The organism is Streptococcus parasanguinis (assembly GCF_001069785.1).
Classification (GTDB): domain Bacteria; phylum Bacillota; class Bacilli; order Lactobacillales; family Streptococcaceae; genus Streptococcus; species Streptococcus parasanguinis_T.
In genome coordinates this window covers 1-15,189 of sequence record NZ_JVSR01000089.1, presented here as the reverse complement: position 1 = coordinate 15,189, position 15,189 = coordinate 1, and the positions used below count along the sequence as shown (strand labels likewise).

General features: G+C 43.8%; 17 protein-coding genes. 2 read left to right on the top strand and 15 right to left on the bottom strand.

Annotation, left to right across the window (positions count from 1 at the left end; translation table 11 throughout):
* Positions 1–376: 376 nt before the first annotated feature.
* From groL to ADG03_RS08210, 15 genes are all read right to left on the bottom strand, one after another.
* Positions 377–2,002, bottom strand: coding sequence for a chaperonin GroEL (gene groL / locus ADG03_RS08280; protein ID WP_049472854.1), 1,626 nt, complete (start codon positions 2,000–2,002; stop codon positions 377–379).
* 21 nt (positions 2,003–2,023) lie between these two features.
* Positions 2,024–2,305 (bottom strand): co-chaperone GroES, encoded by a 282-nt coding sequence (groES, locus tag ADG03_RS08275; protein ID WP_003013619.1) that lies wholly within the window; start codon positions 2,303–2,305, stop codon positions 2,024–2,026.
* A gap of 129 nt (positions 2,306–2,434) precedes the next feature.
* A complete protein-coding gene (locus ADG03_RS08270; RefSeq protein ID WP_003004348.1) occupies positions 2,435–2,728 on the bottom strand; it encodes a hypothetical protein in 294 nt (97 codons plus the stop codon).
* A 101-nt stretch (positions 2,729–2,829) separates the two neighbouring features.
* Positions 2,830–3,684, bottom strand: a complete 855-nt coding sequence (locus ADG03_RS08265; protein ID WP_049472902.1) for a PTS system mannose/fructose/sorbose family transporter subunit IID — start codon at positions 3,682–3,684, stop codon at positions 2,830–2,832.
* A complete protein-coding gene (locus tag ADG03_RS08260; RefSeq protein WP_003004789.1) occupies positions 3,668–4,510 on the bottom strand; it encodes a PTS mannose/fructose/sorbose/N-acetylgalactosamine transporter subunit IIC in 843 nt (280 codons plus the stop codon). The genes ADG03_RS08265 and ADG03_RS08260 overlap by 17 nt, the downstream gene beginning before the upstream one ends.
* A 56-nt stretch (positions 4,511–4,566) precedes the next feature.
* A complete protein-coding gene (locus ADG03_RS08255; protein WP_000261775.1) occupies positions 4,567–5,061 on the bottom strand; it encodes a PTS sugar transporter subunit IIB in 495 nt (164 codons plus the stop codon).
* A 14-nt stretch (positions 5,062–5,075) separates the two neighbouring features.
* Positions 5,076–5,513, bottom strand: coding sequence for a PTS sugar transporter subunit IIA (locus ADG03_RS08250; RefSeq protein WP_049472855.1), 438 nt, complete (start codon positions 5,511–5,513; stop codon positions 5,076–5,078).
* A gap of 140 nt (positions 5,514–5,653) precedes the next feature.
* The gene (locus ADG03_RS08245) at positions 5,654–6,952 is read right to left on the bottom strand and encodes an ABC transporter substrate-binding protein (RefSeq protein ID WP_049472856.1); all 1,299 of its coding nucleotides are present in this window, start codon (positions 6,950–6,952) and stop codon (positions 5,654–5,656) included.
* On the bottom strand, positions 6,949–7,632 hold the full coding sequence (locus tag ADG03_RS08240; RefSeq protein WP_037585171.1) for a response regulator transcription factor: 684 nt from the start codon (positions 7,630–7,632) through the stop codon (positions 6,949–6,951). Before ADG03_RS08240 ends, ADG03_RS08245 begins: the two co-directional genes overlap by 4 nt.
* 5 nt (positions 7,633–7,637) lie before the next feature.
* Positions 7,638–8,954, bottom strand: coding sequence for a sensor histidine kinase (locus ADG03_RS08235; protein WP_049472858.1), 1,317 nt, complete (start codon positions 8,952–8,954; stop codon positions 7,638–7,640).
* On the bottom strand, positions 8,954–9,937 hold the full coding sequence (locus tag ADG03_RS08230) for a substrate-binding domain-containing protein (protein WP_049472859.1): 984 nt from the start codon (positions 9,935–9,937) through the stop codon (positions 8,954–8,956). Before ADG03_RS08230 ends, ADG03_RS08235 begins: the two co-directional genes overlap by 1 nt.
* Before the next feature lie 188 nt (positions 9,938–10,125).
* Positions 10,126–10,521, bottom strand: a complete 396-nt coding sequence (locus ADG03_RS08225) for a single-stranded DNA-binding protein (RefSeq protein WP_003004675.1) — start codon at positions 10,519–10,521, stop codon at positions 10,126–10,128.
* 101 nt (positions 10,522–10,622) lie between these two features.
* A complete protein-coding gene (gene ytpR / locus ADG03_RS08220) occupies positions 10,623–11,249 on the bottom strand; it encodes a YtpR family tRNA-binding protein (RefSeq protein WP_023919637.1) in 627 nt (208 codons plus the stop codon).
* Between the two features lie 9 nt (positions 11,250–11,258).
* Positions 11,259–11,576 (bottom strand): thioredoxin family protein, encoded by a 318-nt coding sequence (locus ADG03_RS08215; RefSeq protein WP_021154296.1) that lies wholly within the window; start codon positions 11,574–11,576, stop codon positions 11,259–11,261.
* The gene (locus ADG03_RS08210; protein ID WP_049472862.1) at positions 11,573–11,863 is read right to left on the bottom strand and encodes a DUF4651 domain-containing protein; all 291 of its coding nucleotides are present in this window, start codon (positions 11,861–11,863) and stop codon (positions 11,573–11,575) included. The genes ADG03_RS08215 and ADG03_RS08210 overlap by 4 nt, the downstream gene beginning before the upstream one ends.
* A 142-nt stretch (positions 11,864–12,005) precedes the next feature.
* On the opposite strand from ADG03_RS08210, the gene pepA reads away from it, so the two are divergent.
* Positions 12,006–13,070 (top strand): glutamyl aminopeptidase, encoded by a 1,065-nt coding sequence (gene pepA / locus ADG03_RS08205; protein WP_021154295.1) that lies wholly within the window; start codon positions 12,006–12,008, stop codon positions 13,068–13,070.
* A gap of 448 nt (positions 13,071–13,518) precedes the next feature.
* Complete coding sequence (locus tag ADG03_RS08200) at positions 13,519–15,003, top strand: DUF1846 domain-containing protein (protein ID WP_003009791.1); 1,485 nt, start codon at positions 13,519–13,521, stop codon at positions 15,001–15,003.
* The last annotated feature ends 186 nt before the right edge of the window (positions 15,004–15,189 follow it).

The window sequence follows — 15,189 nt, the reverse complement described above, 5'->3', positions numbered from 1 at the left end:
ACAACGAAATCGAATTCTAACGAATTACCGATTTCTGTCCCACTCTCTTTGAGCTAGTAAGACGATTAGCCAGACCGCACAATAGCGGCTGGCGTCAAATGATGAGAGTCATAGCCTCAATCATTTGTAGCGGTTACGACGCGAAAAAGGGAGGAACGATACTTTCCTCCCTTTGAGCTAGTAAGACACTTCGGCAAGGCACCATGGTGCTTGCCATAACAATAAATGCACCTGATAAATTAACCAAGGGGTTACGACGTGAAAAGGGAGGAACGATATTTTCCTCCCTTTGAGCTAGTAAGATGATTAGGTAGGCCGCAACATAGCGGCTACCGTCCAATGATTCGGTGCTTTAGCACCAATCATTGGTATCAGGTTACATCATCCCACCCATCATGCCTGGATCCATTCCTGGTCCTGCTGGGGCTGCTGGTTCTGGTTTGTTGGCTACGACTGCTTCAGTTGTTAAAATGAGGCTAGCAACAGAAGCTGCGTTTTGAAGGGCTGAACGACTGACTTTAACAGGGTCGATGATTCCTGCATCAATCATATTCACCCATTCACCTGTTGCAGCATTGAAGCCTGTTCCGGCTTCGGCATTTTTCAAGCGATCAATCACAATGGATCCTTCGTAACCAGCATTGTGAGCAATTTGGCGAACTGGCTCTTCCAAAGCACGAAGAACGATATTGCGTCCGGTCGCTTCATCCCCTTCCAATTCAAGGGCTGCGACTGCAGAGATGACATTGACAAGAGCTGTACCACCTCCGGCAACGATTCCTTCTTCAACGGCTGCGCGAGTCGCATTAAGGGCATCTTCGATACGGAGTTTCATTTCTTTCAATTCTGTTTCTGTTGCAGCACCGACCTTGATCACGGCAACACCACCAGACAATTTGGCCAAACGTTCTTGTAATTTTTCACGGTCAAATTCAGAGGTTGTAGTTTCGATTTGTGACTTGATAACAGCCACACGGTTAGCGATCGCTTCTGGGTTACCAGAACCTTCGACAATGACAGTACTGTCTTTATCGACTGAAACTTTAGCTGCTTGACCAAGGGCTTCAATGGTTGCATCTTTCAATTCCAAACCAAGATCGTCTGTAATGACTGTACCACCTGTCAAGATGGCAATGTCTTCTAGCATGGCTTTGCGGCGATCTCCAAATCCTGGTGCCTTGACAGCTACGACATTAAAGGTACCGCGGATCTTGTTCAAGACAAGTGTTGGAAGAGCTTCGCCATCGACATCATCTGCGATGATCAAGAGTGGACGGTTGCTTTGAAGAATGCTTTCCAACAATGGCAAGATTTCTTGGATGTTTGAGATCTTTTTGTCAGTGATCAAAATGTATGGATTTTCAAGATCTGCCACCATTTTTTCATTATCAGTGACCATGTATTGTGAGAGGTAACCACGGTCAAACTGCATGCCTTCAACGACTTCCAGTTCTGTCTCCATTCCACGAGACTCTTCAATCGTGATGACCCCATCTTTACCAACTTTTTCCATGGCTTCAGAGATGTACTCACCGACTTTTTCAGAACGAGAAGACACAGCAGCTACTTGAGCAATGGCTTCCTTGCTCGATACTGGGATCGCATTGTTTTTCAAAGCTTCTACTGCTGTTGCAACAGCGGTCTCAATCCCACGGCGGATGCCAATTGGGTTAGCTCCTGCAGTGACGTTTTTGATTCCTTCACGGACGATGGCTTGAGTCAAAACAGTTGCGGTTGTTGTACCGTCACCTGCGATATCATTAGTCTTAGAAGCCACTTCTGACACCAATTTGGCACCCATATTTTCAAAATGATCTTCCAATTCGATTTCTTTTGCGATAGTTACCCCATCATTTGTGATCAAGGGTGAACCAAATGATTTTTCAAGAACAACATTGCGTCCTTTAGGGCCCAACGTAACTTTCACTGTATCTGCTAAGACATCGACACCACGGACCATTGCAGAACGTGCATCAGATGAAAATTTAATATCTTTTGCCATTTCTCTTACCTCTTTCTTCTCTTACTCTACAATTGCAAGAATGTTTGATGTTCCAACGATGGTGTAGGTTTCTTCCCCATCTTTCACTTCAATTCCTGCATGGCTTTCAACCAAAACGTGGTCTCCTGCTTTTACAGCTGGAGCAATGAGTTCGCCACTTAGGGTACGCACACCTTCACCAACGGCCACTACTTCAGCTGTTTTTGTATCAGCCTTGCTCGCACCTGCGAGGACAAAACCTCCAACAGTCTGTTCTTTTTCTTCTACTTTTAAGACCACACGGTCTCCTAATGGTTTTAACATGTTCATTCCTCCATACGTGTTTTTAGCACTCTCTATACGTAAGTGCTAACTTATGTTTCTATTGTATCACTTGGTCAGAAATAGTCAAGAAAAAAACACCTCAAAAATAAATGAGATGTTTCTAAAATATCAATTTAAAATTGTCAATTTTTGATTGAAATCGTCGATCACTTTTTGAAGATTGATCCGCCCGCGGTAGATGCCATATCCAAAAACAATCATGCCTAAAATTCCAACCAAGGCTAGTAAAATCCCGAGGATCAAGAGTGGGAGGAAACTTTTGTGAAAGAGATAGATCAATACCACACCAATACTGGCAATGATAAAGAGTAAGCTGAACCAACGACCAAGGTTTTCAAGCATGTGGCGTTGGTACTTGATTTCTGTTTCATATCCATTGACAAGTTCTTGTTTTGTAACCATGGGATTCCTCCTGATAAAAATTGAGAATGAAGTGCAAATAAAGGAGGTCAATTCACTTCATTCTCAAAAACTCCTACTAGCAAATTCGTTTTTTCTTTTCCTTAGTATTTAAGATGTGGGTCGAAGATACCAAGGGCAACACCGATCAAAGCCACTACAACGAGAAGTAACATGACTTTGTTTGGTGAAATTTTTTTCTTAGACATCAACCACCAGCAAAGAGTGATGAAGGCTGCTGTCAAGAGACCTGGATAAACACCATCGATCTTTTCTTGGATGTTCAAGAAGACTTTTCCTTCAGCGTTCTTGAATTGAAGGGCTGTTGTAACAGATACCCAAGTAGCTGCTACGGCACCGATAACCATACCACCGACAACGCTGATCGCTTTACGAAGAGCTTGTCCTTTTGGTCCTACAAGGAATTCAACGGCTTTATCCCCTAATTGGTAACCTTTGAAGAAGGCAAAGCGCATACCAAAGTAGACTAAGAGGTTCCATACGACGATGTAGAAGAGAGCACCAGCGACGTTACCACCTTTAGAAAGGCCAAGGGCAATCCCTAAGAGAACTGGAATCAAGGTACCAACGACCAATGAGTCACCAATACCAGCGATTGGTCCCATCAAACCGGCACGCATACCGTTGATGGTTTCGCCATCTACTGCATCTCCGTTTGCACGCGCTTCTTCCAAACCAGCTGTGATCCCTACAACAAGAGATCCAAGTTGTGGTTCAGTGTTGAAGAAAGCCGTATAGGTTTGCATAGCATCCTTTTGTTCTTCTTTTGTGTCATATATTTCTTCTACGATTGGAAGCATAGAAGTCAAGTACCCGAAGGTTTGCATATGTTCTTGAGAGAAACAAGTCAAATGACCATAATACCAATGATGGAATGCTTTTGCTAATGTTTTCTTTGAAATTTTCTTTCTATCAGCCATTTTAAATATCCTCCTCATCATCGTCTTGGTCCACCACTCCGGCTGGAGCAGCTTTCATCGATTTGATCACTTCAAGTTCATAGTAGATTACTGCAAAGATTAATGAAACAACGGCACTGGATACCAAGTTCAATCCGAGAGATTTCGCCAAGGTAAATCCAACAAAGAATGGAATGAAGTCAGTTGCTTCTGTAACAATTTGTTTCAACAAGATGGCAATACCGACACATGGGAGAAGAGCACCGACTGTAAAGAGGGCTTTCATCCAGTAACCATCCATAGGAAGGTATTGTTTCATCAAATCAACCATGTTTTCACCGTATTTGGTGATAATCATTGTTGGAAGGAAAGAGAAGAGGAAGTGAGAGATCCAAGGGTAAACCCAGTCAACTGCGTAGAGTTTTTTGAAGTTTCCTTCTTCAACGGCTTTCCAACCGATGTGTTGCCATACCAAGTTCATAGTAGCGGTACCGTAGAAAAGAACTGTACCGATTGTCCCAACGGCTGCACCGATTGGAGCTGCAGCTGCGGCGATTCCAGCTTCATCTGTGATGTTATTGGCATGCACAAATAAGATAGCAAGAGGAACACCGATGTAAGAGATGGCACGCACATCGGCAGATACGGTACCACCAGGTGTTACCAAGGCGATATAAACGACTTGAAGAGCAACCCCGACCATAATACCAGTTGTCACATCTCCAAGAATTAAACCTGAAATCAACCCACCGATCAAAGGACGACCGAGTGTATAGTTCCCGATACTGGAACCTCCCATACCAGGCATTGAAGACAAGCTGGCGAAAATACCAAGCAAGATTGCTTGAATCCATGAAATTGTCATAACAAACGCTCCTTTTGTTTGTAAATTTATTTACCTAACAGATAGGACTGTTAGTTTTAAAAACCAAATTTTGATTTGAAATCATCCCAATACCCGATGGAAACATCTGGCAACAATTGGAATTTCACCTTGTAGCCTGCTGCTTGAATAGCTTGGAAGGCTTCTGCTTCTTCCTGGGTGATGGATTGGTTATTTCCCAATTTTACAGCTCCAGGACGATCATTTGCAGGGCCTACGATGATTTCTTTAACATCACCTGGGACAAACCCTTGGTCGACCAAAATTTCCTTCATATCGATTGGATTTTTGGTGATCAAGAAGTAACGACTATCTGATTCTGTTACTTTTGCTGATTTTTCCTTAAAGGCTTCCTTTGTCCATACAAAGGTTTTCTTGTCTGATGCGCCTTTGTAAGCTTGGATCAAAACCTTGTTTGATGCTGCTGCATCATTTACGGCAATCAAACCATCACATGGTTTTTCCTTTGCCCAGCGTGTGACTGTCTGACCGTGAATCATGCGATCATCAATCCGTACAAATGTTACTACCATAAGGTACCTCCCTATTAAATATCGTCATCATCTTCTTCAGCACTAGTGGCTGAAACTTCAAAAGGCTGTAGTGCAGATCGTGCTTCTGATAAGATGGTAGCTGACAAATCGTCTCCATCCAACACATCTTTCATCACAACTGCCGTCAAGGCCATGGTAAGGTTCATCCCACCAAGGATCAAGGCTCCATCGAGCTTTCCAGCTTCTTCTAGAACCGTGGCTGCAGTGGTTAATGGACTACCACCTACGATATCTGCCAAGACCAAAACAGAATCATCAGCTGTCAATCCTGAAATGCTCTCTCTGAAATCAACTGCGAAGTCATCAACTGATTTTCCTTCTTTGAGTCCAACTGCGATGACCTGATCCATCTTATCACCAGCAAACATGGCTAGTGATGTTTTTAGACCTTCTGCCAGTCCACCATGACTGACCAAAACGAGGTATTTCATTTTTCTACGCCTCCTTTATTTGACTCTATTGTAGATTATTTGAAAGCGTTTTTACATTGTCAAATGTCACATTCCCAATATGACATTTAGCAATAAAAAAATGACATCTGTCACTTGACAAAATGCCATCTTATTTTACTCTAAACTCCTACCTGTAGACTACTTTCAATCTCCCTCTGAATTTGAGGCAAGCGGTTCTCAACATCTTGATCGCGCAAGGCATTGCCAATCAAGTAATCTAACTTTTCTAACACCTCTTTTGAGACATTTTTCGGACTACTTTCAACAGCTTGTTCCATGATGCGGTTCAAGGTCTGATTGGTCAAGGAATCCGTTCCAAAGTCATCCACCTGCAGAAGGTCTTTACTAGAGCGACTCTTGACCACCTGTGGCATGACAGAGATCCCTTGGGATTGGGCAAAGAGGGTTTGTTGAATGTCTGGATCCTCTGTTAAGAGTTGCATCAATTCCCAAGCCAACTTGGAATGAGAACTTCGAGCCGACATAGCAAAAGAAGTCGTCGTGACCAAGGTTGCCTTGGTCGTTTTTGACTTAGCCGGCATCGGGATACAGGTCCAGGTGAAGTTTGAATATTTAGAAACGTGATAGGGATAAGGTTTATAGGTCCGATATTGGGCCAAGGTCATGGGATAGAAGGCGACTTTCCCCTGGTCAAAATCTTTAGAGCTCACCTTGTAATTTTTATTTAGATCTTCCAATTTTTGCAGAAAAGTCAGAGACTCTTTCACCTCTGGAGCTGTCAGCTTGAGCATGCCACCTTGGAAGAGATGACCTCCATTTGCCGCCAAGGCTTCTTTCCAGGTGTATTCTGTACTCCCAAATTGGTCCAGTTGCCCATCCCCATTGGTATCTTTGGTTAGTTTCTTGCAAATCGTATAGAACTCTTCAAGGGTCCAACCTTCTTTAGGAACCGCGATGCCTTCTTTATCCAAGAGATCTTTATTGACACACATCAAAATCGGATTGCTTTCATAAGGCAAGGCATAGGTTTGCCCCTGATAGACACCCGATTCAAAGGCAACGGGATAAAATGTTGCTTGATCTTTTCGATCCATATAGCCGTTTAACTTTTCTAATACGCCTCGCGCTGCTAATAAAGAAAGATCTTGCTCAGAGACCATAAACACATCCGGCGTCTTTCCTGAGACAATCTTTTCAGAGAGCCAGTCTGAATAATCCGACTGCGGAATCCCGTTTTCATACTCTACACGGACATGAGGATGGGATTTTTCAAATTTTTGAATCGCACGATCCAAGGCATGGGAACGTTGACTGGTCGGCACATCCCAGCTAGAACCTGCATAAACGCCGATATGGAGGACGGTCGGTTGCTGTTTCCACCAATAGAAACCCGCGCTCGCACAGAGCACAACAAGGAGACCGATCCCCCAACAAAGATGCTTTCGCTTCAATTTCATTCTGTATTTCCTTTAGAAAAATCACGTCTCGTCACTCCTGTTTGGACTGACCAGATCGCTAATTGCGTTCGATCTCGTAGGTTTAATTTCGCCAAAATCGTTGATAAGTAATTGCGCACGGTTCCTTCTGATAAGAAGAGTTTGGCCGCAATTTCTTTATTGGACTCCCCATAGCCGACCTCTTGGATAATGCGCCATTCCGTCGTGCTCAAATCCTTGACATTGTCCTCATCTACAGCAATAGAGAAGTTGGTTTTGGCCATTTGTGAGAAAATTTGAAAGACTTTACTAGCGATATTCGGGTTGATCATGGCTCCACCTTGATACACCACCTTAATCGCTTCATAGAGTTCCTCTGTCGAGGCTCCCTTTAAAAGATAACCTGAAGCACCATACTTGAGTGCACTATAGATAAATTCATCATCATCAAAGGTCGTTAAAATAATAATTTTGATATCCGGATAGTGCTCTTTGACTTCTTTTGTCGCCAAAACTCCATCCATGCCTGGCATCCGAATATCCATTAAGATCAGGTCAGGATGTGTCTGCGGAATGCTAGACAAGACGTGGTTCCCGTCTTCCACCGTGGCCACCACTTCGATATCGGGATGGGCTGACAAAATAATTTTCAGAGATTCTCGAATCAAGGCCTGGTCATCTGCCACCATTACTTTTATCACCATCTCTATCTCCCTTCTTTATTTTTCGGTAAACTAACGCGCGTGAAAAATCCATCGCGGTTTTCAAATTGAAGCTGTCCTCCTAGGATAGAAATTCGTTCCATCATCTGCTTGAGCCCATAGCCATAGGTCAAGGTTTCAAACCCAACCCCATTGTCCTGCAACTCGATCAGATAATCTTCTTCGTCCTCAAAAAAATGAAGGCTCATCTGACTGGCATGACCGTGGCGAACCGCATTGGTCATAGACTCTTGAATCACACGAAAGATCGTATCTTCAATCATGACGTCCATATCGACATCGACCCATTCATAGTGTAAATCAACCTGCAAGTTAGAAAGCGTCTGGTACTCGCGGATCATCTTTTCTAAAGCATCTTTGAGGGTTCGTCCCTCAAGGGCACCTGGACGGAGGCGGTTGAGAGAGCCTCTCACATCCTGGATTCCTTCCCGGACAACTTCTGATACGTTTTTTACCTGCTCTTTTGCCCGATTGGGATCGATATCAATCAAGACTCCGACAGCATCTAAGCCTGCCGAGATTCCTGTTAGCGCATGCCCCAAGGTATCGTGAATCTCCCGAGCAATCCTCTTGCGCTCCCGATCTTCTGCAATCTTCTCAGACAAGGCCATATAGTTGTTCAACTCCGTATTGACCTTCGAAACCATGGCCAACTCTTCTTCTACTTCGTGGTTTTCCGCAAGAACATTCATAATATAGAACAAAAGCGAAATAATGAAGAGCACCATATTCAAAGCATAGAGGGAATTCTTCAAGAAAAAGGCCAGAATCCGAATGGAGGCAGGATAAAAATGAATATAGACATCCAGAGAAGGTATCGGAAAGAAAAGCGAAAAGACGTCTGAATTGGTCACAAGAAGCATCAAGAAACTCACTAGGATAAACGCAAACCAATACTTGCGGTCTCGCTTGGTATTCAACTCTTTGGAACCATAGAAGATATCCGCAAAAACCAAGAGAATCAGCCCGTTATAAGCTACATTTTGGACCCACATCAAGAGCAACATCAGGAGGATCTCCAGAATATTCCACTTATCAAAAATGGACCATCGACTCGTTTGAGACCGGTAACGACTCATGGAGATCAAGGCAATCCCAGCAAATAAGAATGCAGACAACCAAAAAGTTGTAGAGGGCGCAAAAGGAATGCGCTCTAAGCGTTCTACTAATAGGGAAGCTTGTCGTTGAGCAATGATATAGTTGGTTGCTTGAAGATAGATGATACTGTTGAGCATCACAGCGATAAAATTTACGACCATCAGGATGGCTAAACTGTATCTCACACCTCTAAATTTTCTCATTACTGCCACCCATTCACATCAAAGTGATCGATGTTTTCCTTTGTCATCATTTGAACCGGAATGGTTATCTCTTTTTGGTAGCTTTTCCCAGCCGTCATATCTTGGATGACCTCCATCACGCGGTCTCCCATCTTCAACGGAGACTGGGCAACGGTTCCCACGACATCATCTGTCGAGTGTAGCAAGGCTTTCATATCTGGTGAGCCATCGATCCCATAAATCGCAATGGGATGAGTGATTCCTTGCTCCTTGATCGCTGCTAAAGCTCCTATAGCCGAGCGGTCATTTAGGGCAACTAGTGTATCGACATTCCCCCCTGACTGCAAGAACTTACGGACAGCCGGCATGGCGATCTCCGTCTGACCTTTGGTTTCTAGTTCAGAGATAATCTCATAAGAGCCATGTCCTTTGATGGTATCCTTAAATCCCTGAATCCGCGTATCTGCCGAAACAGTCCCTTTGTGCTCCAAGAGAAGGATCCGAGCATTTGAAGAGCGTTTCGTCAGCTCTTTCGCAATCAAGACTCCTGCTTGGTAGTTATCAGAGACAATGCTGGCATCCGGCTTAAAATGCTTGAGCTGGGTATCAACTGCAATGATCTTAATTCCTTGTTTTCTAGCTTTTTTAAGAGCTCTTAAAATGGGCTGACTATCCCCTTTAACCGGATTAATCACAATCACATTTACCTTTTGAGCGCAAAAATCATCGATCTGCTGGCTCTGCCTTTTTTCGTCCAATTCTGGATCTCGAACAGATACAAGAGCCCCTCTCTCATCAGCAATCCGACTAATTTCCGAATGAATACTTTTATAGAACTCATTGTTCATGGTCATATAGGTGACACCGATCTTGGTCTGATCCTTGATGCTACTGGTTTGACAAACGGCATAGATCCACAAGAGGATGCAGGCCACCGGAATCACCAGTAGAACCCGTTTTATCAGCCATTTCAACCGTTCTTTTCTTTCTTCTTTCCCCTTCAAACTCCGTTCCTTTTCTGAAAATTTTGAATATATATTACTTTATTTTACTACTTTTTCAAGAAAAGTGCTGGCTTTTATTGTACAGATGCATATTTTTGATTTATTTTTAAAAGACTTGTTCCCGAATGAAATCCCTAGCAAGTATCAAAAAAGCTGGTCTATAAACGAACCAGCTTTCTTTTTTGATCCTAAAAGGGAAGATCTTCCTCTTCTAAGATGATATCGGCTAAATCTCCCGTTCCACCATTTTCACGCATCGCTCGCTGAGCGCGGCTCTCTAGCAACTGAAAACTTTGGCAGAGGACCTCTGTCACATACTGCATGACCCCATTTTTCTCGTAGCGGCGCGTCCGAATCTCTCCATCCAAAGAGATCAAGCTCCCTTTACTGGCATAACTAGCCATGGTTTCAGCCAATTTCCCCCAGACAACCACATTGACAAAATCAGTCTCTCGCTCCCCGTTTTGGTCCTTGTAGCGACGATTGACCGCAACGGTCACTCGGGCAACGGATTTGTCTGTGCTGGTTTTATGCAATTCTGGGGCCGCTACTAGGCGACCGATTAAAATAACTTTATTATACATCATTTACCTCCTATCTATTTATTCGAAAAAATTTCAAAAAATGGAGGTGACAAACCAAAATCAAAAAAATCTAGGATCCAAAACATCCTAGATTCTTCTCTTTATTCGTGCCAGTGACGAGCAGGATCAAAAGGTGTCCCTGCTACTTCTGCATCATCCAATTCAATAATGCCTCGTTTTTGAGGAGCATTTGGCAAGTGCAATTCACGCGGACTGCACATCATGCCATAACTTTTTTCACCACGAAGGGCCCCTGGGAAAATCAAGCTGCCATCCGGCATCATAGCACCTGGAAGAGCGACAATGGTCTTTAGACCCACCCGCGCATTTGGAGCTCCAGCTACGATCTGAACCGTCTTATCTGGTCCAACTGCTACTTGGCAGATATTCAAGTGGTCACTATCTGGATGGGCTACCATTTCAAGGATTTCTCCCACCACAAATTTTGGTTCCCGATCATTGACCAATCGTTCTGCGAAGCCTTCTCTTTCCAATTCTTGGTTCAAACGAGCTACTTGCTCATCTGTCAAAAAGACTTGGCCCTTGCCTTCGATGGCGAAGAAAGATGAGGCATCAAAGATATTCCAGGCAACCGTTTCTTGGTTGTCCTCACGGTAAACACGAGCCACTTTTCCTTTTCTCTCCACCGCGAGCTTGGCTTCCCCACTATTTTTCAGGGTCAACATCAAGACATCGCCGACTTGTTCTTTGTTGTATGTTACAATCATGATTTTCTCCTATTTTAATCCTGCTAAGAATGCTGTAATCTGCGCTTTGGTTTTCCGATCCCGATTGACAAACCGACCGATTTCCTTATCCTTTTCCAGAACCACCAAACTTGGGATCCCATAAACATCCCAGACTTTCGCCAGATCCATATAGGCATCGCGGTCAATCAAGATAAAGGTAAATTCGGGATTTTCAGCCTCAATCTCCGGCAAAAAAGGTTTGAGGTAACGGCAATCCCCACACCAATCTGCTGAAAAGACAAACACTTTCTTGCCATCTTGCTCTACGTATGAAGCAATTTCTTCTAGAGAATTTGGTGTAATCATAATTTTTCCTCTTCGTAATGCAAGAGACCATCCTCATAGACAAAGCGGTAATGGCGCTCATCTTCAAAAATGACACCACCTACTAAGCGCTCTTCACTAGACTCGTAGAGTTCCACATACAGGGTCGCAATCCTTCCCATGGCTTCCATTTGCTCCCGTACTTCTGCTACCAATTCTTCTTGGGTACGAAGACGCTTTTGATCTTTGGCAATTTTATAAACACCGGCCGCAAGGGCTCCTGCACTTGCTACAGCCAGACTAGACAAAATAATTTTTTTAGCTTTCATAGTGCCTATTGTAACACAAAATAAGCAGAGGGACAACGGTCTAGGCTAGATCTCTCCCTCCGCTTTTAGAGACTGATTTCCATAATAACGCTACCATCCTTGTAGAAAAAGTGATAAAATAACATCAGAAAGAAGGTAACCTATGACTGATTTATTTTCTAAAATCAAAGAAGTAACTGAAATCCCTGCTATCTCAGGTCATGAAGCCCCTGTACGGGATTATTTGCGCCAACAATTGACCCCTCATGTGGACGAAATCGTGACAGATGGTCTCGGTGGGATCTTTGGGGTCAAACACTCAACAGCAGCCGATGCTCCTCGTATCTTAGTAGCTGCCCACATGGATGAAGTTGGGTTCATGATCAGCGAAATCAAAGCTGATGGGACTTTCCGTGTTGTCCCAATCGGAGGTTGGAATCCGATGGTCGTCAGCAGCCAACGCTTCAAACTCTTTACACGTGACGGACGTGAATACCCTGCTATTTCAGGATCTGTTCCTCCTCATTTGACACGTGGAACAGGTGGACCAACCGTACCTGCCATTAGCGACATCGTCTTTGATGCAGGCTTTAGCTCTAAGGCTGAAGCTGAAAGTTATGGGATCCGTCCTGGAGATACTTTGGTCCCAGATAGCTCTGCGATTCTCACTGCTAATGGTAAAAACGTCATCTCAAAAGCATGGGATAACCGCTACGGCGTCTTGATGGTCAGCGAATTGGCTAAGAGTCTTTCTGGACAAGCCTTAAACAACGAACTCTATGTAGGGGCCAACGTTCAAGAAGAAGTGGGACTTCGTGGAGCTCACACTTCAACCACTAAATTTGATCCTGAAATCTTCCTTGCTGTAGACTGTTCGCCAGCAGCTGATGTCTTTGGAGACCAAGGTGCGATTGGGGAAGGAACACTGCTTCGCTTCTACGATCCAGGTCACATCATGCTACCAAATATGAAGGATTTCTTGCTCACTACTGCTGAAGAAGCGGGCATCAAATTCCAATACTATTGTGCCAAAGGTGGTACCGATGCAGGTGCAGCACACTTGAAGAATGGTGGAGTCCCATCAACCACTATTGGTGTCTGTGCACGTTACATCCACTCTCACCAAACCCTCTATGCCATGGATGATTTCTTGCAAGCGCAAGCCTTCTTACAAGCATTGGTTAAGAAATTGGATCGCTCTACAGTTGATTTGATCAAACACTATTAAGCAACATCTATCACGAGTCCCCGTAAGGGACTTTCAGATCGAGGATAAAATCCTCTTAAAAACTTTCCTTAGGTGAGTACGGACGTCTGCGAACTTCTCCGAAGTTCCAAGACTAATTATTGAGCCTGAGGTCTCAATAATTCCGAGTGCCTGAAACTGAGTCGTTTCAGGCACTTTTCTCACAGCGGAAAGTTTAAGTGCACCCTGCAATGACCTTAATAGACTACCTCATTTTATTTGTTTAGCATCACTTAGGTCATTTTATGTAAAAAAATATGCCTGAACAATCAAATTCTATGATGTCTAACCTCATCTTAGGAAAGTATCTTAGAATATTTTATCTTCCATCTGTTTTCTGATATAATATGAAAGAATGAAATGGTAGGGAACAGAACACTCATCCTTGGATTTGTGTGGCAGGCCCTTCCCTTATATACAGGAGTTTTACATGAAAAAACAAGCTTTTAGTTCTGAAAAGTATTTGAACTTGCAACGTGACCACATTATTGAGCGGATCAACCAATTCGATGGCAAGCTCTACCTTGAATTTGGTGGTAAGATGTTAGAAGACTTCCACGCTGCTCGTGTCCTCCCTGGATACGAACCAGATAATAAGATCAAGTTGCTCCAAGAATTGCGCGACCAAGTGGAAATTGTCATTGCCATCAATGCCAACAATATTGAGCACTCAAAAGCCCGTGGGGATCTAGGAATTTCTTATGATCAAGAAGTGCTACGTTTGATCGACAAATTCAATGAATTGGGGATCTTTGTAGGCTCTGTTGTCATCACCCAATATGCTGGACAAGCTGCAGCAGACGCCTTTCGCAAACAACTGGACAAGAGCGGCATCGCCTCTTATCTCCACTATCCGATCAAGGGCTATCCGACCGATATGGACCACATCATCTCTCCTGAAGGGATGGGGAAAAATGACTACATCAAGACTAGCCGCAATTTGGTCGTTGTAACGGCTCCTGGACCTGGTTCTGGTAAGCTGGCAACTTGTATGTCCAATATGTACCATGACCAATTAAATGGGATCAAATCAGGTTATGCTAAGTTTGAAACCTTCCCAGTATGGAATCTTCCTTTGCACCACCCAGTTAACTTAGCTTATGAAGCAGCGACTGCAGATCTAGACGATGTCAATATGATCGATCCTTTCCACCTCCAAACCTACGGGGAAACAACAGTCAATTACAACCGCGATATCGAAATCTTCCCTGTCTTGAAGCGCATGTTGGAACGCATCTTAGGAACCTCTCCTTACGCTTCTCCAACAGACATGGGCGTCAACATGGTTGGCTTTGCCATTGTGGACAATGACGCTGCGATTGAAGCTTCCCAACAAGAAATCATCCGTCGCTATTACCAAACCATTTTGGATGTCAAAGCTGAACGCGTCGGTGAAGGAGCTGTCAAGAAGATTGAGCTCTTGATGAATGATTTAGGCATTACTCCAAATGACCGGAAAGTGACCGTGCTTGCCCGCCAAAAAGAAGAAGAAACAGGGGAGCCAGCCTTGGCCCTTGAATTGCCAAACGGCGAGATGGTAACCGGAAAAACCTCTGATCTCTTTGGTCCAACAGCAGCCCTCTTGATCAATGCGATCAAGAAATTGGCGCATATTGATAAAGAAACCAAATTAATCGAGCCAGAATACGTCCAACCTATCCAAGGCTTGAAGATCAATCATTTGGGTAGCCGCAATCCTCGTCTTCACTCGAACGAAATCCTCATTGCCCTAGCCATTACGGCCATGAGTAACGAAGATGCTAAGCTTGCGATGCAAGAATTAGGCAAGTTGAAAGGCAGTGAAGCCCATTCAACCGTGATGCTGACAGACGAAGACAAGAATGTCCTTCGCAAGCTCGGTATCAACGTCACCATGGACCCTGTCTACCAATACGATCGCTTGTATCGTAAATAAACTGAGACAAACAAAAACAATCCCTGCTCGAGGGATTGTTGAGAGCGTAGAGAAACGAATCTTTTATAAAATCCAATCAATTCTTTAAAAATTATACTCGTTATAGTTATTCAGTCATCTAATGAAACTTTCCGCCGTGAGAAAAGTGCCTGAAACGACTCAGTTTCAGGCACTCGGAATTATTGA

Coding starts and splice junctions, on each gene's coding strand:
- pepA (WP_021154295.1), top strand. CDS start 12,006: ATGACTGATTTATTTTCTAAAATCAAAGAAGTAACTGAAATCCCTGCT.
- ADG03_RS08200 (WP_003009791.1), top strand. CDS start 13,519: ATGAAAAAACAAGCTTTTAGTTCTGAAAAGTATTTGAACTTGCAACGT.
- ADG03_RS08235 (WP_049472858.1), bottom strand. CDS start 8,954: ATGAGAAAATTTAGAGGTGTGAGATACAGTTTAGCCATCCTGATGGTC.
- ADG03_RS08255 (WP_000261775.1), bottom strand. CDS start 5,061: ATGGTAGTAACATTTGTACGGATTGATGATCGCATGATTCACGGTCAG.
- ytpR (WP_023919637.1), bottom strand. CDS start 11,249: ATGATTGTAACATACAACAAAGAACAAGTCGGCGATGTCTTGATGTTG.
- ADG03_RS08225 (WP_003004675.1), bottom strand. CDS start 10,521: ATGTATAATAAAGTTATTTTAATCGGTCGCCTAGTAGCGGCCCCAGAA.
- ADG03_RS08270 (WP_003004348.1), bottom strand. CDS start 2,728: ATGGTTACAAAACAAGAACTTGTCAATGGATATGAAACAGAAATCAAG.
- ADG03_RS08260 (WP_003004789.1), bottom strand. CDS start 4,510: ATGACAATTTCATGGATTCAAGCAATCTTGCTTGGTATTTTCGCCAGC.
- ADG03_RS08215 (WP_021154296.1), bottom strand. CDS start 11,576: ATGATTACACCAAATTCTCTAGAAGAAATTGCTTCATACGTAGAGCAA.
- groL (WP_049472854.1), bottom strand. CDS start 2,002: ATGGCAAAAGATATTAAATTTTCATCTGATGCACGTTCTGCAATGGTC.
- ADG03_RS08250 (WP_049472855.1), bottom strand. CDS start 5,513: ATGAAATACCTCGTTTTGGTCAGTCATGGTGGACTGGCAGAAGGTCTA.
- groES (WP_003013619.1), bottom strand. CDS start 2,305: ATGTTAAAACCATTAGGAGACCGTGTGGTCTTAAAAGTAGAAGAAAAA.
- ADG03_RS08245 (WP_049472856.1), bottom strand. CDS start 6,952: ATGAAATTGAAGCGAAAGCATCTTTGTTGGGGGATCGGTCTCCTTGTT.
- ADG03_RS08265 (WP_049472902.1), bottom strand. CDS start 3,684: ATGAGGAGGATATTTAAAATGGCTGATAGAAAGAAAATTTCAAAGAAA.
- ADG03_RS08210 (WP_049472862.1), bottom strand. CDS start 11,863: ATGAAAGCTAAAAAAATTATTTTGTCTAGTCTGGCTGTAGCAAGTGCA.